The sequence below is a fragment of the Allocellulophaga tsushimaensis genome (genome assembly GCF_055383085.1).
In genome coordinates this window covers 245,104-268,285 of the sequence record NZ_AP039451.1, presented here as the reverse complement: position 1 = coordinate 268,285, position 23,182 = coordinate 245,104, and the positions used below count along the sequence as shown (strand labels likewise).

The window sequence follows — 23,182 nt, the reverse complement described above, 5'->3', positions numbered from 1 at the left end:
CTTAATTAGGAGCTGTTTTTTTCTTTTTCAGGAAAGAATTTGTGTATCGTTCTAAAAAATCATAAATTAATAATTCATAAAAACGCTGTTTAGAACTAAAGGCTTTATTTACAAACATGTGGATATGACTACTTATAAAATCGTTAAAATCAATATCCAAAGTATTTTCTTTAACGTGCTTTAATATTGCTTTAATTTCTTTTTTAATTTCATAATTTCTATTTGTTATAGCCGTAAAATATTCTTTAAATTCGGTATCATCTTCTTTTAGAAACTTTTCTAATTCAGTTCTTATTTTACGGTATTTTTTATCAATACTAATTTTAGAGTTTTTTTCAATTCTAAATTCATTTTTATAGGCGTCAGCATTTTTCTTGCAGAAATTTAATTTTTCTTCTATAGCTAGGTTAAATTCATTAAGGAAACGATCAACGCATTTTAAAATATACATAAAATAGTGTTCTTCGTGCTGAATTGCTGATAAAGCATATAGAATTAAATTACTATCATGGTGAAACAGTTTTTCAGATAATAGCATAGTGTTGGTGCCATATCTTTCAATTTCTCTGCAATAAGTTCCTGTTTGTAAATCCCAAATAGAACCTTCATCTAGTTTAAATTTTATATTTTCTTTTACCAACGAAATTATGATTCCAATTTTACGAATATCAACGATATGAAAGCGTAAGCGAATGTGAGGTTCTGGGTCGTTATATCGAATAAAAAACCAACTATCAATGTAAGATTGCTCTTTTAGTTTATTAATTAAAGGGCCTATCAGTTCTATTAAAACATCATCAGCAGATCTAATCCCACAATAAAGTTTATAGTAAAGCCATTCATCACCTAAAAAAAATTTCCGTTGTAGTATCAATTAGATTTTTTATTTAAATGGTTCTTGTAAAACGCTATTAAAAACTGATTGCAAAAATTACTTTTCTTGTTTTTTACAACTGTATCAGAAGCAAATAAAAACTCTTCTAATACAAATCTAGATCTATTTTTTATAGTTTCTAAAAACATTCTAGTAGCGGTTATGTTTTCTAGATTAACAGCAAGTGTGTTGTCCGCATCTACAAGTTGAACCCACTTAGGTATTTTATTTTTCTTTCGCCATATTAGTATTTTTTCCATTAGTATATCATCATCATTTATTACTTTTAATATTGCTAAAAGAGATTCTTTTTTAATATTCCATCTGGCTTTAGCTAGGATAATGCTTTTATACTTTATTCTGGGTAAATAGTTATACTGATTAAAAAAAGAATTCCAAGCAAAACTAAAGTGAGAAGTATTTTGCGTTTGCAAATCGCATAGAAAATGATAAATTGGTAAAGGATTTGCTCTATAATTATGGGCATTTGTTAATCTTGGAACAACTTCTTTTTTTAATTTTCTTGAATATAATTTAATAGTGTTTTTTTCTATAGTTATATCAAGATCATTTAATGAGATTTGTTGTTCTTTGTTTAAACTAGATTTCCCTAAACATGGTATTTCATGTGTTCTAAGATGTGGCCTTCTTAAAATATTACCTGTTCTAGATTCTGGAAGGTGAATAATTTCGGCAAGTATTTTATTTGGATTTGTGTTAGCTTCTTCTTTAGTGATATCTGTTGCTAACTTTAGTAATTCTTCCTGTCCATAACTAAATCTAGCCAATAAACTTGCAGCACTAGGTCCAGCTGCAAAATCCATAAAAATAGCTTCTTCGTTTTCCTCTTTAACTATTTCAACAAGTGTAGCCATTGTTGTGGGTATATTTTCCCAATCAATTGATTCGCTAATAATATCAGATTCTGAAAATTCAATTAAATTTTCATGATGTGCAATACAATGATTTAATTTCTGTAGTAGAAGTTGCTGAAAAGAAGACATCGTATAGGTTTTTTCTTTAGACATAGAGTTGTAACCTAGTTCTATATCGTCTAAAAAAGAACCAGCTTCTATTGAGCTTACGTTACTAGCATAACCAATACCAGATTCTATATCTAAAGCCTTTAATAGTGGTGCTTTTTCATATTCATATCTTCTGATAAAAGCAGTTTTAAAGTTTTCTAAATTTGTGTTTTTTACTTGGGTCGTTATGCTATTCAGAAATACGATACCGTCCTTAATTTTTTTTATAACATCATCACTTAAATTATTTTTTTCAAGATTTATAAAAGTATCAGTTTGGAAAAGAAATTTTGCATCAAAAGGTATATTAAGATCCTCAATTAAACTTTTGGGTTTATTATAAGCCTTAATATCATTCCCCAATAAATCATCAATTTTTAACAATTCAGATTTTAATTCTTCAATAAGAGTAACTTCTTTATTAGTCTTTTTTAGTTTTTTTAGGCAATTTAGAATATCCTCCAAAAAATCATTTCCAGAAACTGTAGGTTCTAGTTCATTTATTAGAATCTGATTAGCGACTAGCTCTGTTATAAAATTATTGGCTGGATCTTTTTCAATATCCATTTTTAATAATAATTGAAGTAGTTGCTGAAGAGTTACACCTTTTTGAGCAAAATTTAGTATTTTTTGAAGGTATTTAGAATTTGAAATAGACTCTAAACTATGGACTCTTTGTTTTTTTACATAATTATATTCAACATATCTTAATCGATCACCAGTTTCAAATAAAGTAGAATTAGGATAAAATTTAAGTTGCTTTTTTACATATGGTAGGTTTGCTAAATAATCTGAAAGCAGTACTAAAAAATGCATATCATATCTAGTCACTCTTTTATATTTAGAATAATTATAAGGAGTAATTTCTGTTTCTTTTTTTAAACGGCCATAGGAGCACCCAGAAAAAAGGCCAAAAGGCGTACATCTAGTAGACATTCTTGTTAAATACTTTAAAAAAGAATATTTTATTCTAAGCTGTTTGCTTTTTTCTTTTATTTCATTTTTAGCCCATTTTTCTAATCTATAATAGAGTTCTGGTGAAGCTAAGAATACTGCTTCTCTGATCAAAGGAATATTTAATGCCTCAATTAAATCTTCGTCTTTAATTTTTTCTTTTTTAGTTAGTTTTTTTAGAAAATTAACTGGTAATATAGGAGAGCGAAGACAATATGTTGTAAAGGCACTATAGGGGAGGTTATGTTTATGCTTATGGCTCATAGAATTAGGTAGTAAAAATAAATATATGATTTTCTAATTATAGAGGTGCCATCATTTAACATAAAATTTTTGAATAAACTTTGCCGATATTCATGAATGTAGAGTCGATATTTATGAATCGAGATTTTAAGTATTTGATTTTTAAACTTTTAAAGGGCAGTTTTGTAAGAGTTAAAAAATATTTAAAAATGAGAAAAGATATTATTCAGGTTAATGACAGTGCAATGATTTTTCAAATTGAAGTATTATTATTTATAATTACAATATTTGTTTTACTTTTATTAATTACATATCCCAGAATTAAGATTAATGAATTAGGAAATTAAATAGTATTCAAAAAGCTAATTATAACACAAACTTCATTTATTTTTATAAATGAAGTTTGTAAAAACTCTCCATAATTTGGAGAGTTTTTTTATATTTCTTTTTTTAACATTTTTTTTAGAATAAATCTTGTAACAATTTTGACCTTTACATGTCTTATAGATGGATTCACTATCCAAAACATCAAACAAAAAACAACCATGATTGAAATCAAAAACCTTCACAAATCATATAAAATGGGAAGTAATTCCCTCCATGTGTTAAAAGGGATCAATTTTTCTGTAGAAGAAGGAGAGTTGGTTGCTATAATGGGATCTTCAGGTTCTGGAAAATCTACCCTATTAAATATATTAGGAATGTTAGATGAATTAGATGAAGGCTCTTATGATTTGGATAATGTACCTATTAAAAACCTTAATGAAACTAAAGCAGCACAGTATCGCAATAAGTTTTTGGGTTTTATTTTTCAATCGTTTAATTTAATTAACTACAAAAGTGCAGTAGAAAATGTTGCATTACCTCTTTACTACCAGAAAGTTGGTAGAAAAGAACGTCAAGAAAAAGCATTAAAATACTTAGATCAGGTTGGTCTTAAACAATGGGCTACACATTTACCCAGTGAACTTTCTGGAGGGCAAAAACAACGTGTAGCAATTGCAAGAGCTATGGCAGCAGAGCCTAAAGTGCTTTTAGCAGATGAACCAACAGGAGCTTTGGATAGTACAACTTCTTATGAGGTGATGGACTTAATTCAAAAAATTAATGATGCTGGGAATACTATACTTGTTGTAACCCACGAACCAGATATTGCAGATATGTGTAAGCGTATTGTACATTTAAAAGATGGTGTTATTGTAGAAGATAAAAAAGTAGATCAAGTAAGAGCATCACAATATGTTTAATAAAGATATCTGGAAAGAAATTTTTGAAACCATTCAAAAAAACAAACTAAGAACTTTCTTGACAGGCTTTACAGTAGCCTTAGGAATATTCATTTTTGTTTCTTTATTTGGTATGGGTAATGGCCTTAAAAATACATTTCAAAAATTTTTTGGTGATGATGCAACCAATGTATTTTTTGTTTTTCCAACTAGAACAACACTTGCATATAAAGGATATAAGGCAAATCGACAGATTGAATTTGATAACGACGATTTAAAAACTATTGAAAAAGATTTCGCATTATTTATAGATTATATTACACCACGCATTTCTCGTGGCGCTGTAGTAAAATATAAGCAAGAATCTGATAACTACAATATTAGAGGAGTTGGTCCAGCGCATCAATTTGCAGAAAAAACAATTATAATGAAAGGGAGATATTTAAATGAATTAGATATCAAAAACCGAACAAAATATGTTGTTATAGGTAGACTTGTTGAACAAGATTTATTTAAAGCTGAAGATGCTATTGGGAAATTTATAGACATTTCCGGGAGTAATTTTAAAGTTATAGGAGTTTTTCAAGATGATGGTGGTGATAATGAAGAGCGTAATTTGTACCTCCCTTATACAACCAGACAATTAATAGAAGGTGATACTGATCAAATAGATCAAATTATTTTAGGTTTCAAAACAGAGATAGGATACGCTGGAGCTATGGCTTTTCAGAAAAGTTTAGCAAAATATATTCGCAGTAAAAAAATAATTAGCCCAAAAGATCCAAATGGTATTTTTATTAGAAATGTAGCAGATCAATTAAAACAAAATCAAACTTTTGCAAGCGCATTACAGATTATAGTATCTTGGATTGCTTTTGCGGTAATCATCTCTGGTATTATAGGGATTAGTAACATTATGTTGTATGTAGTAAAAGAGCGTACAAAGGAAATTGGAATTCGTAAAGCCTTAGGGGCAACCCCAAGAAATATTAAGGGAACAATACTTTTAGAATCAATTTTTATTACTACTATATTTGGTTTTGTAGGGATGATTATAGGTGTTGTAGTTTTAAATTCTATAGGAACTACTATGGAAGAAGATTATTTTATTACAAATCCATATATAGATACTGGAGTAGCTATTTTTGCTACTATTTTGTTAATTATTTGTGGCTCAATAGCTGGGTATATACCTGCTAGAAGGGCGGCAAGAATAAGACCAATTGTAGCACTTAGAGACGAATAATTATGAGACAATTCTTTAGTAAGGATACATGGCAAGAGATTTTTCAATCGATAGCAAAAAATAAGATGCGAACTTTTTTAACAATGTTCGGAGTTTTTATTGGAATCCTTATTTATATAGGGCTTTCAGGTGCATCTAAAGGTTTAGATAATGGTTTTGAACGTCAATTTGAAACGATAGCTAGGAATAGTATGTTTGCTTGGGCGCAAAGCACGAGTATGCCTTATGAAGGTTTTAAAACAGGAAGAAGATTGCAATTGAAATTGCCAGATGTAGAAGTGCTATATAATAGAGTTCCAGAAATAGAAAATATTGCACCAAGAAATGTGAAAGGAATTTTTGGTTCTAGTCCAGGTCTTGTTGTGAGAGGCTTAAAATCAGGGAATTATGCAGTATATGGAGATTATCCAGCTTTTGCTAAAATTGCAACAAAAAAAATATATGATGGCGGTAGATTTATAAACGATGAAGATATAGAACAAACTCGGAAAATTTGTGTTATTGGAGAGCGTACTCAAAAAGAATTATTTAAAGAAGATGAAAATCCTATAGGTGCTTATATTAGAGTAGACAATATTTATTTTCAGGTGGTAGGAGTTCATAAATTTACTCCAGGAGGAGGTTTTGAAAGTGATTCGGATGTTTACATACCATTTACAACATTTCAAAAGTTATATAATACTGGGCAAAATGTTGCTTGGCTTACTATAGCAGCGTATGATGATGCAGATGTAATACAAGTAGAAAAAGATGTTAAGGCGACACTAAAAAGAATACACCGTGTTAATCCTGAAGATGAACGTGCTTTTGGATCTTTTAATTTAGGAGAAATTTTCGGGAAAATTATGGGGTTTTCAAACGGGTTGACCTTTCTTTCTCTAATCGTTGGTGTGGCAACAATTTTAGCTGGGGTAATAGGTATTGGTAATATTTTATTAATTTCTGTAAAAGAACGTACTAAAGAGCTAGGAGTGCGCAGAGCATTAGGTGCCACACCATCAGAAGTACGAAACCAAATCATAATAGAATCATTATTCTTAACCCTAATCTCTGGAATAGTAGGTATTGTTGTTGGAGCTTTAGTTTTAAAAGGTTTAGATATGGCATTTGGTCAAGGAACAGATTTTCCATACACCAACCCAACTGTACCTATTCCATACGTTATAGGTTCACTGGCAATTATGATTATTTTAGGAACTTTAATAGGCCTAATTCCTGCACAACGTGCGGTGAGTATAAAACCTATAGACGCATTAAGAGAAGAATAAACAAGCAAAACCAATTCATAAAAAGAAAACACAAACAAAATGAAAAAAGTATTAAAATATATTGGAATAACTATTTTAGTTATTGGAGTATTGTGGGCAGCATTATTCTTTATAAAAACAAATAGTAAATCCTCTATTGTTTATGACACTAAAAATCCATTTATTTCTAGTATCGAAAAGAAAACAGTAGCAACAGGAAAAGTTGTTCCAGAAGATGAAGTTGCAATAAAACCTCAAATTTCTGGAATTATAGAAGAAATTTACTTAGAAGAAGGTACAGAAGTAAAAGCTGGGGCATTACTTGCAAAAATAAAGGTGGTTCCAAATGAGCAATCTTTAAACCAGGCCAATGGTCGTGTTAAAAATGCTAATTTAAATCTTACGAATACAAAAATAGAGTATGATCGTAATAAAGCTTTATTTGATAAAGGAGTCATCTCTAGTCAAGATTTTAATACACTACAATTACAATATAATCAGGCAAAACAGGAATTAGCCAATGCACAAGCAGATTATCAAATTATAAGAAAAGGTTCTGCGGGTGGTTCTTCTACTGCTAATACAAATATTAGAGCTACAGTTTCTGGAACAATTTTAGAAATTCCGGTAAAAGAAGGAGATCAGGTCATCCAAAGTAATAACTTTAATGATGGAACAACAATTGCTACCATTGCAGATTTAGGTAAAATGATCTTTGAAGGAAAAGTAGATGAAGGCGAAGTAGGGAAATTAGTGGTGGGTATGCCATTACAAATTAGCTTAGGTGCTATAGATGATAAAAAATTTGATGCTAAACTACGATTTATAGCACCAAAAGGAGTTGAAGAAGCTGGTGCTGTCCAATTTAAAATAGAAGGTGAAGTAGAAGTAAAAGAAGATATATTATTAAGAGCAGGGTATAGCGCAAATGCATCTTTAGTTTTAGAGAAAAAAAATGATGTATTGGTGATTCCAGAAGCTTTATTACAATTTGATAAAAAAACGGATAAACCATTTGTGCAAATAGCTACAGGGGACCAAAAATTTAAGAAAAAAGATGTTAAGATTGGTATTTCTGATGGTGTTAATGTTGAGATTTTATCTGGTTTGTCAGAATCTGACAAGGTAAAAGTATGGAATAAAACAGAGCCAATTAAAAAAGGTGATGAAGATAAAAAAGATGATTCAGAAAAGGAGTCAGAAGAATAAGTGTATTAATTCTGCAGTACTCAATCAAAAGAAACTATATAAAATCAATCAAATGAAATTTAAAATAACAATAGTATTTCTATTTTTTGCTCTAGCAATATGCTCAGCTCAAAATAAAAAATGGACCTTAGAAGAATGTGTGGTTTATGCCGTTGAAAATAACCTTTCTGTAAGTCAATTTGAATTGGATTTAGAAAATATTAAATTAGATAAATCAGATGCCATTGGAGGTTTTCTTCCATCTTTAAATGCTAATTCAGGAGTTTCTGAAAGATCAGGTTTAGTTATTGATCCTAATAGTAATAGTAATGTTTCAGGAACTATTTTTTCTGTGTCGCCTGGAGTTTCTTCAGGAGTTACTTTGTTTGACGGACTTAGGAATATACATAGATTTAATAGAGCAAAATTAAATGCTATAGCTAATCAATATCGTTTGGACGACCTAAAAGATGATATCCGTTTAAATGTAGCAAATGCCTATTTGCAGGTGCTTTCTAATAAAGAAGCTTTAAAAGTGTCAAAAGCTCAGTATGCAGTAACCGAGCAAGATTTAAAACGCATCAAAGAACTAGTAGATGCTGGAGCGGTACCTCGTGGCGATTTATTAGAGATAGAAGCTACAGCAGCTAACCAAGAACAGCAGATTGTAAATGGAGAAAGTCTAGTCTTAATCTCTAGAATAAATTTGGCGCAATTATTACAAATTACAGATTACGAAAATTTCGATATATCTGATGAGACCTTTGAAATTCCACCATCAACTATCTTAAATAACTCTCCTAAAACTATTTTTGATAAAGCGTTGAGTTTTAGAAATGATATAAAGTTGTCTGAATCTAATATTGCTATTGCAGAAAAAGATGTGCAGATTTCTAAAGGAGCACTATACCCAACAATAAATGCCTTTTTTAATTATAATACTTTTTACAGTAATCAGTTTAGACCTATACCAGATTTAGCTAATCCAGGTGATTTTTTACTTGTAAGAGATGAATTTATAGATCAATTATATATTAATGATGGTATTTCATACGGGTTTCAAGTAAATATTCCGATTTTTAATGGTTTTAGTGTTAAAAATAATATCAAACGTTCAAAAATAAATTTAGAAAAATCCAAATTACAATTAGAGCAAGATAAACTTGTTTTAGAAACCAATATCAATCAGGCTTATGTTGATGTAAAAACATTCGGTAAGGCTTATGAAGCGGCTGTGAAAACATTAGAGGCAAGACGTTTAGCCTATGAATATTCTAAAGAACGTTTTGATGTAGGACTTATGAATTCTTTTGATTTTAGTCAGGCACAAGCTAGAGTAGATAATGCAGAAGCTACGGTTGTACGTACAAAGTATGATTATATTTTTAGAATAAAAATATTAGAATTTTATTTTGGAATCCCATTAGGGATAGAGTAATCATATCTCAAACATTAGATTAAAAAAGGCCTGAAACTTTTCAAACTGGTTTCAGGTCTTTTTTGTTGCATGGCTTCGTAGTATATTTGTAGCCATTATGGCTATTATATTAAATTTAGAAACTGCTACTACTAATTGTTCTGTAAGTATAGCAAAAAACGGGACATTACTAGCTTTAAAAGAGTACGATAGTGCAAGTTATTCTCATGCAGAACAATTACATGTTTTTATTCAAGAAGTTTTAAAAATAACTGAGCTAACAAGTTCAGATTTAGATGCTATAGCGGTGAGTAAGGGGCCTGGTTCTTATACAGGATTACGAATAGGAGTATCTGCAGCAAAAGGCTTATGTTTTTCGTTAGATATTCCTTTAATTTCCATACCCACTCTAGAGAGTATGGCACATCAAGCAGAAATAAAAAATATAGATTTTGTAATCCCGCTTTTAGATGCAAGACGTATGGAAGTGTATTCGTGCGTTTTTAATTCGGATTTAAAAGAGGTTAGGGCAACTGAGGCCGAGCTGATTGATGCTAATTCATTTGAGACCTATTTAAAGAAAGGAAATGTTTTATTACTAGGCAATGGTTCTGAGAAATGTAAAGATGTTATTGTTAATACTAACATAAGTTTTAATACTGCTATAGTTCCATCTGCTAAAGAAATGATTGGTTTATCATATCAAAAATTTAAAACAAAGGATTTTGAAGACCTTGCTTATTTTGAACCTTATTATCTAAAAGATTTTATGGTGATGAAGAAAAAGACTAAATAGGTGATAAGTTTATATGCTTGGCTGGTTTATAAAAAAAACTTAAGAGTTGATATAGGATATAAGTTTATGGAGTTTAAAAGTTTGTAAAAAAGTTAAGCTATTTTAGGATTCTATCTTTATAAAAACTATTTTACTCACTACTCACTACTCACTACTCACTACTCACTACTCACTACTCACTACTCACTACTCACTACTCACTACTCACTACTCACTACTCACTACTCACTACTCACTACTCACTACTCACTACTCACTGTATGAACAATTCTTTGAGGGAATGGTATTTCTATACCAGCGTCATCAAACTTATATTTTAATTCTTCTAAAATATTGAAATGGGCATCCCAAAACACTTCATTTTTAGCCCAAAAACGCAGGCTTAGATTTACAGCACTATCTGCTAAAGCATCAACGACTACTACAGGAGCAGGGTTTTTTAAAATATTGTTATCATTAGCACAAATTTCTAATAAAATTTCTTTTGCCACTTTTATGTTGGAGTTATATCCAATACCTATCGTTATGTTGTCCCTCCTGGTATCCATGGCATTGTAATTAATAATGTTGTTATTAGACAATTGCCCATTAGGTACTATAGCGATTTGGTTTCCAAAAGTACTTAGTTTTGTAGTGAAAATAGTAATCTCTTTTACAGTACCATCAATACCTTGAGCAGAAATAAAATCCCCTACTTTAAAGGGTTTAAAGAAAAGAATTAAAACACCTCCAGCAAAATTTGCCAAAGAACCTTGTAGTGCTAAGCCTATAGCAAGCCCAGCAGCACCAATTATAGCAACTAAAGATGAAGATTGAACACCGAGTTGGGTAATCACTAAAACAAATAGAATTATTTTTAGTGCAAGCTTAATAAAGCTTTGTAAAAAACTTTCTAAAGATTCGTCGTAATCTTTTGTTTCAAAAAACTTACGAACCATATTGTTTAAAAAACGCATTACCCATAATCCTACGAAAAATATTAGGGCTGCTAAAATGATATTTGGAATTACATTCCATATCCAATTTATGGCATTTTCTAAATGCTGTTTGTAATCTTTTAATTCTTCAAGAGTATTCATAGTTGGTTTTTGAAAATAGTAATACTGATTTCGGCTCACAAAGAAAATCAAACTATGGCTGATATCCTACTTAATTATTTTAACTATTACTTTTTAAAGCAATGCCCATACAACTACAAAATGATACTATGCTTCGTTTTTTAACTATAAAATCTCACAAGATTCCCCCCGAAGTAGTTGGCTATTGTACTTATTCTATTATTGCTTTCCGTTCAATACTTAAAAATTACCGTTAATCATAAAAGCATTTTAAAAATTTAATTGTCAACGTATTTTTACTTCATCAAACAACAACAATTATAAACATTTATATTATGAAAGTCAGTATTAATAAAAAATCGATCAAACAAAAAGAAGTCATTAAAGCAATAATTTTTTCTACAGTAATTTTAGCCTACACATTATTTGCTATTGGTAATGCTCTAGGGAAATTTTTATTTTATGTAACGCATTAATTTAATTAGAATCTAATAAAAACATCGGAATACCATTCAGCATTTAAATTATACCGTTCCCCATAATTAAAGTGTAAAGGAGTACTAACCGTTTTATTTTTAAACATATAAATCAATCAAAAAACAACAAAAATGATCATAGTAGCAAAAATAATTATAACAGTAGCAATAGTTATCGTTTCAACTAATTTATAATAGATAGGTTTTTAAGTAGGTGTTGATTATATAGCATTATTTAAAAACCTATTTGTATCATTAGATTCAAGTATATTTGATTTCTAGAAAAATTTATGGATGCTTAAATTTTTATCAAAACACTCTTTTTGGGTATTACAATTTTTAGGTTGGGGTTCTTTTGCAGTAACAACGCTTAGCGCTAGTAATACGACAAAAAATAGTATTGGAATACTAATTTTATTTTTGCCAATAATGTTATCGGGAATCATAACAACTTCTATTTTAAGATTCTTTTTTAAGCGTTTTATTTCTTTAGAAAAAGTTTCATTTAAAAAAATAGCAATCGTACTGTTCTTATTAATTATTGGAACTGTATTGTGGGTTTATATTTCCTATTGGTTTGGCTATGGAACAGGATATATTATTAGGCGTACACTATCAGATAGTTCAGAATATATTAGAAAACCAAGCGAACCTAAAACTTTTGTAAAATATTTTGGATCAGCAATTATAATTGTTGGGTGGAGTATATTATATTTTGGAATTAAAACCCTTCAACAATACAATACTAAAAGAATAGCGCGATTAAAACTTAGAGATAAAGTTAAGCAAGCGCAGTTAAATACTTTAAAAGGACACATAAATCCTCAATTTATGTTTACAGCATTAAATAATATAAAGGGCTTAATGTTAGAAGATATTTCTAAATCTCGTTTAATGTTGACCGAACTATCGGAAATGTTACGCTATTCGTTAACAAAAAATAATATCAATACTGTTATATTAGAAAGTGAGGTAGAAATTATAGCAAAATACATTGCTTTAATATGTATTAATGATGCTGAAAAACTTATCATTAATTACGAAATTGATCCGCAAACTTTAAAATTAGAAATTCCACCTATGTTACTATTAAATCTTATTGAAATGGTTACAAAACATGGTGTTTTAAAACATAGAGATAAAGGAGAAATTACTTTAAAAACAGCACTAAATAAAAATCAGTTACAAATTAATATTCATTATAATACCGAAGTTATTATCACAAAAGAACGCACGGTTCTTGAAAAAGCAATACAACAACGCTTAAAAATATTATTTAATAATATGGCATCATATCATTGTAATACAGCCAATAATGAGACCACTTTAATAGTGCAATTACCAACGATTCATACAAATGTTATTGATTAATGGGCTTATCTAATACAAATAAAACCATTCTCTTTTGGTCTCTGCAATTACTTGGTTTTGGTATGATGGATGCTTTAATCTTTATATTTCCATTTGGTTTTAGTAAGGAATATTTAATTTACTCTTTTATAACCGCAACTCTTTGTGGTATATTGATAACCTCTGTCTATCGGTATTACCTTAATAAAAACATTAACATAGAGGAAGGTTTTAGTAAAAATAATAGTATAAAACTAGTAATAGCTTTTTTTGCTTGTACTAGTGTTTATTATTTTTCAGTAATGCTAACAGAATTCTTATACGAATTATTTTGGATGCGCACTGAAACTGAAATAAAGTGGATAACGGAAAATGTATCTATAGTTTCTAGTGTATTTAATATGCTGTTTACCATATTTGGATGGACAGTTCTGTATTATGGAATTAAATTTATTCTGCGCCGTAATCAGAATACTATTGAGAGTATTCAATTAAATACTATTTTACGCGATGCACAACTAAACACCCTTAAAGGTCAGGTAAATCCTCATTTTATGTTTAATAGTTTAAATAATATAAGAGGATTAATGCTAGAAGATGTAGATAAATCTCGTGAAATGCTAACTAAATTATCCGAGATGCTACAGTACGCTCTAGTTAAAAATGACGTAGATGCAATTCTATTAGAGGAAGAGTTAGAAATGGTAGAGAACTATATAGCTCTTGCCAAAATACAAATGGAAGATCGCTTGGTATTCACAAAAGAAATTGCAGAAGAAACCAAAACACTACAAATTCCTCCTATGATTATTCAGTTATTGGTAGAAAATGCTGCCAAACACGGTATTGCCAATTTAAAAAATGGAGGTACAATTTTTCTAAAAACTGTTATTGATACTGAACAGAAGTTATGCATTAAAGTGATTAATACAGGAAAACTTAGATTGTCTGAAGGATCAACAAAATTAGGACTAAACAATATTCAACAACGCTTGCGATTATTGTATGGTAATAAAGCTATTTTTTCTTTAAAAGAAATTGGTGATGAGGTGGTTGCCAATATTAAAATTCCATTAATATGAGTACCATAAAAACAGTTATAGTAGAAGATTCTCGTTTGGCACGTTTAGAATTAAAAGAATTATTAAAACTACATGAAGAATTAGTTTTGGTAGGAGAGGCAGAAAACGTAGACGATGGTTTTGAACTCATTAAAAACGAAAAACCAGATTTATTACTTCTAGACATTAATATGCCAGAAAAAGATGGTTTTGAGCTTTTAGAAATGTTAGATGATGTTCCTATTACAGTGTTTACAACTGCTTTTGATGAATATGCGATAAAATCTTTTGAGTACAATGCACTGGATTATTTGCTAAAACCAATTAATGAAAAACGTTTTGCATCAGCAATAGCTAAAGTAAAATCGCAATTAGAAGGTACGCTTACCCAAGATTCTGATACTAAAGAACGTTTAACAGAAAGCAGTCAGATTTTTATAAAAGATGGCGAAAAATGTTGGTTGGTAAAAATAGGAGACATTTCTCATTTCGAAATTGTTGGAAACTATACCCGTGTCTTTTTTAAAGATCAAAAACCAATGTTATATAAGTCTTTAAATCAAGTTGAAGAAAAACTCCCTGAACAAAATTTCTTTAGAGCCAACCGGCAACAAATTATTAATACCAATTACATCTTAAATGTGGTACCATGGTTTAATGGAAAATTAAAGTTAACCATGCAAAACAAAGAAGAAATAGAAGTTTCTAGAAGACAGTCGTACCTGTTTAAAGATAAGATGAGTTTGTAATATTTTTAGGAATAATAACACCGTTTTCTTAAGAAAGATTGAAAGAAACAATTTTTAGCAATTCTGGTGTATATCCTTTTTCTAGAAAATAGATGTATTAAGTGTAACTTCATTTTTTGTTATCATAAGTTGTTTTTATTTTACAGTAAAGTTTAGTTCTTCGGATGTTATATTAAGTTTGTATGAATTATTAATTATAGTATGTTTCCCACCTTTATTTAGAGCAGAATTTTTAAAAATATCAGACTCATTTTTAAAGATACTATAGCTGAAACCACTAGGGGAAATAGAATAATTCCCCTTAACTTTTGCAGTTAGACTTATTTTGAATGATAATGTTTTAATATACTTTTTGCCATTAATTTCTTCCATTACAGCATAAGTTTTAAACGGATCCCAATCAAAGCTTACCATATTAAAATTAGTTTCTAGATAGGATTCTAAATTTTTATTGCCGGTTATTTTATATAAATCACTTTGTAAATTAATTTTTAATTCGCCTTCATTTTCTTTTATATGTTGTACTGAATTTAATGAGCTATTTGTATTAACTTTCTTTTGTACGCTATAAAACCTGCTATATTCATACAAACTAACTGTTATGGTGTCTTTTACGTTATAATTTTCTTTATCTGCATTTAATTTAAGAATGATATCATCTGATGAAATTTTAGTTATTTCTGCTACTACTTTAATAGTGTTTTTAGGAGAAGTAAATGTTTTGCCATTTATGACAGCTTTTATTTCTGGTAATTTTAAGGTGCCAATTTCTGTAGCTTCTATGTAAGTATAATATTCAGTGTAATCTTCGCCATTTATATTTCTTATACTAATTGAAGGATTGTTATTTAGCTGTAATCCCTGTGCTTCTGAAATAATGATAGCTTGTTCATCAACTATTCCTTGAAATACTATTTTTAAAGAATTTGTTTTGCCTAATTCTATAACGGGTTGTATAATAACACTAATTCTTTCACTTTCTTGACTTTTGCAATCTTGTAAAAAAATAAAACAGATGAAAATTAATAAGATGCTTTTTTTCATTCTTAAAGTACTCTCTTTTTTAATAATGATAAATTATTTTTTCAATTAATAATGCTTGATCTGGATAAAACACAAAGAAACCATTATTCTACAGAAACTCTTATCCCTTTACTATGACTACTAAATTCTGGAGCATACATACTTTGTATCGTTGTTATCCCGTTACTGAAATCACCAGCATTATTCACTCTTAAGTCATATTCAAAAACATAAACACCTTTGGGTAAATAATCAAAGAAAAAGTTTGTGCTTGCATCTTTAGTACTCTCATAATATCCTAAACCATCTTGCCATTTATAGCGAGATATAACATTGATGGGTTCAAAACCAGCCGCACGCATGTCTTTCATATGCACAAATTCCATAGCCCTATCGGCACGTAATTCTATTCTAACCCTTACCAAATCGCCAACTTTTAAGTTGGTTTTTGAGGTAATTTCTGAGATTTCTTCACCTGTATTGGTATTCTTTTTTAAGAATAGTTTTTTCTTCAATTTTAAAGGTGTTTCGGCTGAAGTAATTTTATCTAAATCTTCAAAATATTGCCAGTATAAAGCACCCCAAGCTATTCCTTTTCCTTTCTTGCTGATCTGTATTTCTGCTTGTTTTGGTTCTATTTCTTTTCCATTCCAAGCCGTTTTATAATAGCCTGTTCCAGCTTCAACCTTTACATTCTCTAATTTTTTTGGATCAATTTTTTTGCCGCCAACCAATACATCCACAGCATCAGTTACCGATAACCAATCACTACCCTGTAATAGTAATGCATAAACCGCTTCCGTAGTTGCTTTTGTAGTTTTCCACTGATTGGTTTGCTTATTTTTTAATAACCAGATCTTAAGATTATCTATGGTAGCAATATCATTAGGATGTATTTCCGAAAAAACTTCAATTAATAAGGCCTGTGTTTCTATTGGTGCTTGGTACCAATACCAAGAACGGGTGTTTTCTTTCCAATACATCCCCAATTCTTCAGAGGTAATACTATTTTCTTCTAACGATTTTAAAATTTTATTCGCTATAGTAGCTTCCTCCATTCTATGCATCATAAGGGCTAACATTCCTTTTGCATATAAATTTTTATTTACCCAATATTTTTTAGTTTGCTCTTTGTAGTAGGCTATAATTTCATCAACTTTTTTTGTTGTTTTAATATCTTTAAAAAAGCTACGCATATATAAATAGTGGATCTGTGTACGGCTTAAATGATCTTTATGAAGATCAGAAGTATTACGTTTCATATACTCATATTCATCAACAAATTCTGCATCTAAATAGCGTATCGCTTTTTTAATAATTTGTGTTTCTATATCACTTGGAATAACAGAAAGTTGTTTTAAATGCCCAAGTCCAGAAATAATATGCTGGGTAATATACCTGTTTTCAATGCCTCCAACAAACCAGCTCCATGCTCCAGAAGTCATTTGGTTTTTCTTTAATTTATTTAAAGCGATGCTTCGCTCATTTTTCATTTTATCCAAATTGAATAAAAGTGCAATTCGTTTTTTCTGTTCTGTTTCAGATTGCGCATCACGGAGCCAAGGCGTTTCTTGTATTAAGAGCGATTTTAATTCTTGGTTTTTTTCCAAATTACTTAATAAAGCATCTGAGTTTGCCCATTGCTGGAACACTTCCTGAATTCTAGGATTAGAATTTGCAATATGACTTGCCAAAGTATTGGCATAATATCTAGAAAATGTTTGCTCATTACATTCATAGGGGTATTCCATTAAATAGGGGAGTGCTTGCACGGCATACCAAGCAGGGTTAGAAGTCACTTCTAGCGTTAACTTGTGATTTTTTAGAGAGGTAGACGTATTGTTTTTTAGTTTGTCTAAAGTAAATGTTTTGGTTTGGTTGCTTTTTATCCACATCGGTAAAGTTTCAGTAACCAACATTCTATTACTTAAAACAGGTAGGATATTTTGCTCTCCATCACTATAATCTCCTGCTTTGGCAACTACTTTATATTGTATAGCTTGGATGCTTTCAGGGATTTTTAAGTGCCATGAAATTTGTGTATTACTTAAAGAGTCTACAGCAAAATCTTTTTCTGCAGCTTTTACTAAGATTTTATCAGAAATGATCTTTCCTGAAATGCCATCTAAGAGTTCTAATTTTGCTTGCCCTGATAGCTTTTTATTGGTTAGGTTGGAAATTTTTGTACTAATATAAATTTCATCACCTTCTCTTAAAAAACGTGGCGCATTAGGGATTACCATCAGTTCTTTTTGCGTAACAGTTTGCAAGGTTTTTACACTACTTTCTAAGTTTTTGGTATGTGCTAGTAACTGTAACTTCCATTGGGTTAATGCCTCAGGAGTAGTAAAACTAAAAGAAACAGTACCCTCTTTATCTGTTTGCAATTGTGGAAAGAAAAATGCCGTTTCCTGTAAATTTTTACGAATTTTAACATCATCAAAATTGGTTTCTTCTGTTTTAGTTTCTTGGGGTTGTTGCTCTGTTTTTTTAACTTCTTGACGTTGATCTGATCTTTGCGCGTTAAAATTTAAAAGCCCACTATCAACCTTAGGAGCACCTGCAACTCCTAATTCTGTAATTTCACTTTGTAATTCAACTTCTTCAAATCCATAATCAAGAGAATCATATTCAACTGCTTTAGATCTTCTTAAAGATCTTCTAATAGGACTACCTTGTAAGTCTCTATATTGTGTTCCGCCATATCCAAAATAAAAACGAAACCAATTAAAACTATCATAATTTTGTGCTGTATAACTATAAAAATTAGATTCTTGATGACTTCTAAAGTTTTCATTTCCAAAACTACTATTGGCATTGCTATTCGTATAAGCATAATACGTACCCTTGTATAAGGGATTAAAAGACCAATAATGCCCTTTAAAAGTATCTAAAGAGGCATCGTACATACTGGCTAATAGTTCTGCAGCTACTTTATCTCCTTTAGGTCCTTTTATTTTAAATTGCCACGTTTCATCTGTGCCTGGTTGTAGCTTATCTCTAAAAGTTAGAGTTTCAATTTCTAAGTCAGTTTTTGGATAAGGTACTGCAATTGCAATATTACTGGATGCAAAAGCATTAAATGCAGCATAAGAATACCGTATGGCAAAGCCACCCAAATCTGCTTGATTTACAGGAATGGTAAACGAGGTGCTATTTTCATTTAAGCGAATTATTTTTGTATTCACTATTTTACGATCTTTTTCTACAAAAACAGTAACGCTTATGTTTTTTGCAGCACTGGCAAACGTTACTTTAACAGCATCTCCAACTGCATAACTGGATTTATCGGTTTTGATTTTAAATAATTGCTTGTCTGCTAAAATTTTATCTTTTGTACTGAATAAGGTGGTCTGCGTTATGTCTTTAACTGCTTGGCCAAATTTGTCTTTTGTTTCTAATTCGATCCGATACTTACCTGAAGCTAATTTTTTTAATTGATCTAATGAGAGTTCGGTGGCGGTAGCAGTATTAAAATCTGCCTGCCAAACTAAATTTCCTTTCTTCCAGTTTTTTACTTCTTGTTCATTTTTAAACGGATCATGTGGGAATAACTTTTTAAATTCTTCTTTTGTAAAGCCGTCATAATCTGGCGCTCCCCAAGGTCTAGCTCTTAAAACATTATCTGGAGCAATAAGCTTATACATTTTTATAACTCCTTTTGCAGGTACAGCTTGTCCGTTTAAATTGGTAGTACTTATATGAAGTTTAGCCTCTTTTTTATCTTTATCTATAATAGTTGGGAGTATCATATTTGCAGTCATACTATGATAACCAACCGTTACTGTTTTAACTGTACTATGCGTTTCCCCATTAATATCGGTAACATCGGCAGTAATAGTATACTGAAACGTTGGTAAGTCTTTTGGAGCTACCCTATTATCTGGTATGGCTTTAAATGGAATTTCATAGTTGCCAGTCCCATCCGTAGTGGTTTCTCCATGCGCAATTTCTTGAGAAGTGCTATTAAAATAAGGTCTGGACCAATAATACCACCTTGGGAAATAAACAGAACGTTTTACGTTGTATCTTACCTTAGCATCAGTGATGGCACTCCCAGCGAAAGCCATTGCTTTTCCATGTATTAAAACACTATCATTTACTTTATAACTTTCGGTTACTGGATTAAATGAAGTTTCAAATTTTGGACGTTTGTATTCTTCTACAGAAAAGTTGGTGGTACTATTAACAGTGATTTTATTACCAGTAACGTGCAATGTAAAATTACCTGTTAAACCATTATTAGGAACAATAAATTCTCCCGAAAAAGAACCGTATTCATTTGTTTTATAAGTTATTTTTTGTACTTCTTGGTAGTTAGCATCTCTTAGGCTTACATCAACGCTAGCATTGCTAAGAATAGTACTTTTTTCTTCTGTTGTAGTGATTGCAATACCTTTAAAATATAGTGGTTGCCCAGGTCTGTAAATGCTTCTGTCTGTAAATAAAAAGCACGAACTGTTTGTTTTGGAACTACTTGAGCTATATTTCTGGTTGATATACAAATTTTTAAAATTTGCGGTATCATTTTTATACGTAATTGTAATTGCTACATTATTCCAATAGTTCTTATTTGGCAATGGTATATGTGCTATTCCGTTTTTATCTGTTGTAACTATTTTATGCGACTTTGTTTTGTTATTATATCCTACAGTATAGCTTAATTTTAAAGTTGCTCCAGCATAAGGTTTTCCATTTAAACGATTTACAATTTGATACTGTTGGTGTGTAGAAGTCCTATTTTCTACTAATGCCATATTGGTTACTTGTATAGGACTAAAAGAAAAAATACTTCCAGTAGCCTTTTTTGGTTTTGCCAATATAATATACTGTCCATTTTCTAAAGCAGGTAATACAATTTCTGTACTATGATATTGATAATCTTTTTTGTCCTTTAAAGAAACTTCCCATGTTTTAGCAACACTTAGCTTTTCTATTATACTTAATTGTTGGTCTTGTCTGTATAAGCTTTTTAATTTGCTTAATTGGCTTTGCTTAATATGATATGCTTTTAAAATTAATGCATCATGATTTTTATAACTTACTAACAGTCTTCCTGGTTTGTTTATAGGAACATTACTTTCTGTAGTGAGTCCTAATTGTTTCTCTAAAATTTGAGATTTAAGGCTTTTACTTTTTTCAGAAGCATAGGATTTAGGAAAGTCTTTTATAATAATATCACAGATTTCTAAGGCTTCTTTATTTTTCCATTGGTTCTCTTCATTTGTTTTTGCTTGGTAAGTATCTGCCTGATTCTTGTATAATTGTGCTATTTCAAACAGGTATAAGCTTGTATTAGTGTCTTTTTTGATGTTTTCTGCACTATTTTTTAAAATTTCTAAATAATAAGCATCCTTATTTTCAAAAACAGCATTAGTATGTATGTATTGTAAGCGTTCTATATCAATAGCTACATAGGCATCTAAGTTTTTATCATTTGAATGAAACTGTACTAATTGCTGATAAAGTTTTAAAGCTTTTGCCTGTAATGAAGTCTGATCTGTTGTCTCTATTTTCTGAGTTTTAAACTCGTAGCCTTCACATAGGATAATAGGGTCATTAAGTTCAAATTTATCAGCAGGTCTTGTAATATTATTTTCACTAGTTTTATAAAAAGAAAGTGCTGTATGAGCTAATACATCATATAAAGTAGGTCTGTAAATCTCTGAATTTTTCTGTTGCTGAAGAATAAGATCAAAGTTTTCAATTTTTACTTTTTTGGTAGTACTACTGTTTTGTAACGATGCTTCAAAATGAGTAGAAATTTCTTGAAAAAGAGTAGTTAAATCCCAAGTTCTAAAATCCGCTGCATCTACTTTTGCAGCTGTTTTTGTTCTATTGTAAAATGTATACCTATTTTGCTGAAAATACTGCCAGTATAAATTTGCTAAATAACTTTCTAAAATATTTTTTACTGGCGTTTTTGCCTTTTTTATTTCATTTTTAAAATCTTGTATAATTTTTAATTGCGCATCTTCTTCTAATATTAATGCGTATTTAGATTGGTAGAGCAGTGCTTTGATAAGCTGAGGTGCATTTTGCTCTTTTTGAGCTTTCTCATAAATGTTTTGTACCTCTTTTAAAGCAGATTTTGTTAGCTGTTGATTTTCTGAGGTTTCTACTTTTTTCCACAGCACTACATAAGCATCATCGTTTTGTGAATAACCCATAGAGGAAAATAAGAATATACCGAATACTAAAGTCAAGTTTTTCATCATATAAATTTACAAAACAAAAATGAAGCCAATTTAAAAATTATACAACCCTGAATTAGGGGGTATTACTTTTAACTTAGGGAACTAAACTTTTAACATAAGGGTTTTACTTTTTTTTCGACTACTATTTTACGTTACAAACAAGTTATGAGAACTCTATTTAGTATTTGGTTATTCGTTTTTCCTACCATCATAATTGGTCAGCAAAGTGTTGATTTAGTTCATGCGCATATACAATCTAAAGCGTATAAAAAAGCCGAGCAATTGCTTATAAATGATGCTAATATTACTTCTAACCCTATTTTAAGGGATCAATTAGGAGAGGTTTATGCAAGGCAAGGAAAATGGGATAAAGCCATTGCTATTTATAAAGAGCTTAAAGAAAAATATCCCAATAATGCAGAGTATTGGTTTAGGTATGGAGGCGTTACTGCTAAAAAAGCTGTAAATAGCAGTAAGTTTACTGCATTAACACTTATAGGAACGATAAAAACAGCTTTTATAAAAGCAGCAAATTTAGATGCTAGCCATGTAGATTCGCGTTGGGCTTTAGTAGATTTATATCTCTCTTTACCAGGAGTTTTAGGAGGTAGTGTTTCTAAAGCAGAAAAATATGCCTTAGAATTAAAAAATATTTCTTCAGTAGATGGCTATTTAGCATTAGGTTATGTGTACGAGTATGATGATGAACCAGAACAAGCAAAAACAAATTATATTATGGGTTTAGACTTTTTAGAAAGTTTAGATCATATTAACCGTAATCAGTTAAATTATCAAATAGGGAAAGTTTGTGGAGATTATGGGGTAAAAGTTGATAGCGGAATTGCATATATGCAAGAATTTTTAGAACGTTATTCTGTAAAAGATGGTGTAGAAATAGAATGGGCGTATTATAGATTAGCACGCTTATACCGTCAGAAAAAAGATAAAGAAACCGCAACAGATTGGATTCAAAAAGCATTAACTTTAAACAAAGAATTTGAACCTGCCATAGCTGAAAAAAAGTTAATTTTAGCACTTCCTTAAAAAAACCA

Annotated in this window: 16 protein-coding genes; 11 read left to right on the top strand and 5 right to left on the bottom strand. The window is 30.2% G+C overall.

Features of this window, described 5'->3' with window-relative positions:
* Position 1: 1 nt before the first annotated feature.
* Positions 2 to 874 (bottom strand): thiopeptide-type bacteriocin biosynthesis protein, encoded by an 873-nt coding sequence (locus ACZ451_RS01240; protein ID WP_464215255.1) that lies wholly within the window; start codon positions 872 to 874, stop codon positions 2 to 4.
* Positions 871 to 3,117 (bottom strand): lantibiotic dehydratase family protein, encoded by a 2,247-nt coding sequence (locus tag ACZ451_RS01235; protein WP_464215254.1) that lies wholly within the window; start codon positions 3,115 to 3,117, stop codon positions 871 to 873. The genes ACZ451_RS01240 and ACZ451_RS01235 overlap by 4 nt, the downstream gene beginning before the upstream one ends.
* Positions 3,118 to 3,641: 524 nt before the next feature.
* Here ACZ451_RS01235 and ACZ451_RS01230 point away from each other — a divergent pair.
* From ACZ451_RS01230 to tsaB, 6 genes are all read left to right on the top strand, one after another.
* The gene (locus ACZ451_RS01230; protein WP_464215253.1) at positions 3,642 to 4,343 is read left to right on the top strand and encodes an ABC transporter ATP-binding protein; all 702 of its coding nucleotides are present in this window, start codon (positions 3,642 to 3,644) and stop codon (positions 4,341 to 4,343) included.
* Positions 4,336 to 5,568: an ABC transporter permease gene (locus ACZ451_RS01225; RefSeq protein WP_464215252.1), complete on the top strand. Its 1,233-nt coding sequence runs from the start codon at positions 4,336 to 4,338 to the stop codon at positions 5,566 to 5,568. The genes ACZ451_RS01230 and ACZ451_RS01225 overlap by 8 nt, the downstream gene beginning before the upstream one ends.
* Positions 5,569 to 5,570: 2 nt before the next feature.
* Positions 5,571 to 6,836, top strand: coding sequence for an ABC transporter permease (locus ACZ451_RS01220; RefSeq protein ID WP_464215251.1), 1,266 nt, complete (start codon positions 5,571 to 5,573; stop codon positions 6,834 to 6,836).
* Between the two features lie 39 nt (positions 6,837 to 6,875).
* Positions 6,876 to 8,024, top strand: a complete 1,149-nt coding sequence (locus ACZ451_RS01215) for an efflux RND transporter periplasmic adaptor subunit (RefSeq protein ID WP_464215250.1) — start codon at positions 6,876 to 6,878, stop codon at positions 8,022 to 8,024.
* Positions 8,025 to 8,076: 52 nt separating this feature from the next.
* The gene (locus tag ACZ451_RS01210; protein ID WP_464215249.1) at positions 8,077 to 9,441 is read left to right on the top strand and encodes a TolC family protein; all 1,365 of its coding nucleotides are present in this window, start codon (positions 8,077 to 8,079) and stop codon (positions 9,439 to 9,441) included.
* A 97-nt stretch (positions 9,442 to 9,538) separates the two neighbouring features.
* Complete coding sequence (gene tsaB / locus ACZ451_RS01205; RefSeq protein ID WP_464215248.1) at positions 9,539 to 10,216, top strand: tRNA (adenosine(37)-N6)-threonylcarbamoyltransferase complex dimerization subunit type 1 TsaB; 678 nt, start codon at positions 9,539 to 9,541, stop codon at positions 10,214 to 10,216.
* 242 nt (positions 10,217 to 10,458) lie between these two features.
* Here the strand turns inward: tsaB and ACZ451_RS01200 are convergent, their stop codons facing one another.
* The gene (locus tag ACZ451_RS01200; protein WP_464215247.1) at positions 10,459 to 11,295 is read right to left on the bottom strand and encodes a mechanosensitive ion channel family protein; all 837 of its coding nucleotides are present in this window, start codon (positions 11,293 to 11,295) and stop codon (positions 10,459 to 10,461) included.
* A gap of 314 nt (positions 11,296 to 11,609) precedes the next feature.
* On the opposite strand from ACZ451_RS01200, the gene ACZ451_RS01195 reads away from it, so the two are divergent.
* The 4 genes from ACZ451_RS01195 to ACZ451_RS01180 all read left to right on the top strand — a co-directional run bounded on the left by ACZ451_RS01195 (position 11,610) and on the right by ACZ451_RS01180 (position 14,910).
* Positions 11,610 to 11,750 carry a hypothetical protein gene (locus tag ACZ451_RS01195; RefSeq protein WP_464215246.1) on the top strand — a complete coding sequence of 47 codons (141 nt, stop codon included), beginning with the start codon at positions 11,610 to 11,612 and terminating at the stop codon, positions 11,748 to 11,750.
* Positions 11,751 to 12,044: 294 nt separating this feature from the next.
* Positions 12,045 to 13,121 carry a sensor histidine kinase gene (locus ACZ451_RS01190; protein WP_464215245.1) on the top strand — a complete coding sequence of 359 codons (1,077 nt, stop codon included), beginning with the start codon at positions 12,045 to 12,047 and terminating at the stop codon, positions 13,119 to 13,121.
* Positions 13,121 to 14,182, top strand: a complete 1,062-nt coding sequence (locus ACZ451_RS01185) for a sensor histidine kinase (protein ID WP_464215244.1) — start codon at positions 13,121 to 13,123, stop codon at positions 14,180 to 14,182. Before ACZ451_RS01190 ends, ACZ451_RS01185 begins: the two co-directional genes overlap by 1 nt.
* Positions 14,179 to 14,910: a LytR/AlgR family response regulator transcription factor gene (locus tag ACZ451_RS01180; RefSeq protein WP_464215243.1), complete on the top strand. Its 732-nt coding sequence runs from the start codon at positions 14,179 to 14,181 to the stop codon at positions 14,908 to 14,910. Before ACZ451_RS01185 ends, ACZ451_RS01180 begins: the two co-directional genes overlap by 4 nt.
* A gap of 135 nt (positions 14,911 to 15,045) precedes the next feature.
* Here ACZ451_RS01180 and ACZ451_RS01175 read toward each other — a convergent pair whose 3' ends face one another.
* Both ACZ451_RS01175 and ACZ451_RS01170 read right to left on the bottom strand, forming a co-directional pair.
* On the bottom strand, positions 15,046 to 15,954 hold the full coding sequence (locus ACZ451_RS01175) for a BatD family protein (protein WP_464215242.1): 909 nt from the start codon (positions 15,952 to 15,954) through the stop codon (positions 15,046 to 15,048).
* Between the two features lie 83 nt (positions 15,955 to 16,037).
* Positions 16,038 to 22,148: an alpha-2-macroglobulin family protein gene (locus ACZ451_RS01170; protein ID WP_464215241.1), complete on the bottom strand. Its 6,111-nt coding sequence runs from the start codon at positions 22,146 to 22,148 to the stop codon at positions 16,038 to 16,040.
* Between the two features lie 147 nt (positions 22,149 to 22,295).
* On the opposite strand from ACZ451_RS01170, the gene ACZ451_RS01165 reads away from it, so the two are divergent.
* A complete protein-coding gene (locus ACZ451_RS01165; RefSeq protein WP_464215240.1) occupies positions 22,296 to 23,174 on the top strand; it encodes a tetratricopeptide repeat protein in 879 nt (292 codons plus the stop codon).
* Positions 23,175 to 23,182 lie beyond the last annotated feature (8 nt).

Coding starts and splice junctions, on each gene's coding strand:
- ACZ451_RS01235 (WP_464215254.1), bottom strand. CDS start 3,117: ATGAGCCATAAGCATAAACATAACCTCCCCTATAGTGCCTTTACAACA.
- ACZ451_RS01230 (WP_464215253.1), top strand. CDS start 3,642: ATGATTGAAATCAAAAACCTTCACAAATCATATAAAATGGGAAGTAAT.
- ACZ451_RS01225 (WP_464215252.1), top strand. CDS start 4,336: ATGTTTAATAAAGATATCTGGAAAGAAATTTTTGAAACCATTCAAAAA.
- ACZ451_RS01220 (WP_464215251.1), top strand. CDS start 5,571: ATGAGACAATTCTTTAGTAAGGATACATGGCAAGAGATTTTTCAATCG.
- ACZ451_RS01215 (WP_464215250.1), top strand. CDS start 6,876: ATGAAAAAAGTATTAAAATATATTGGAATAACTATTTTAGTTATTGGA.
- ACZ451_RS01210 (WP_464215249.1), top strand. CDS start 8,077: ATGAAATTTAAAATAACAATAGTATTTCTATTTTTTGCTCTAGCAATA.
- tsaB (WP_464215248.1), top strand. CDS start 9,539: ATGGCTATTATATTAAATTTAGAAACTGCTACTACTAATTGTTCTGTA.
- ACZ451_RS01200 (WP_464215247.1), bottom strand. CDS start 11,295: ATGAATACTCTTGAAGAATTAAAAGATTACAAACAGCATTTAGAAAAT.
- ACZ451_RS01195 (WP_464215246.1), top strand. CDS start 11,610: ATGAAAGTCAGTATTAATAAAAAATCGATCAAACAAAAAGAAGTCATT.
- ACZ451_RS01190 (WP_464215245.1), top strand. CDS start 12,045: ATGCTTAAATTTTTATCAAAACACTCTTTTTGGGTATTACAATTTTTA.
- ACZ451_RS01185 (WP_464215244.1), top strand. CDS start 13,121: ATGGGCTTATCTAATACAAATAAAACCATTCTCTTTTGGTCTCTGCAA.
- ACZ451_RS01180 (WP_464215243.1), top strand. CDS start 14,179: ATGAGTACCATAAAAACAGTTATAGTAGAAGATTCTCGTTTGGCACGT.
- ACZ451_RS01175 (WP_464215242.1), bottom strand. CDS start 15,954: ATGAAAAAAAGCATCTTATTAATTTTCATCTGTTTTATTTTTTTACAA.
- ACZ451_RS01170 (WP_464215241.1), bottom strand. CDS start 22,148: ATGAAAAACTTGACTTTAGTATTCGGTATATTCTTATTTTCCTCTATG.
- ACZ451_RS01165 (WP_464215240.1), top strand. CDS start 22,296: ATGAGAACTCTATTTAGTATTTGGTTATTCGTTTTTCCTACCATCATA.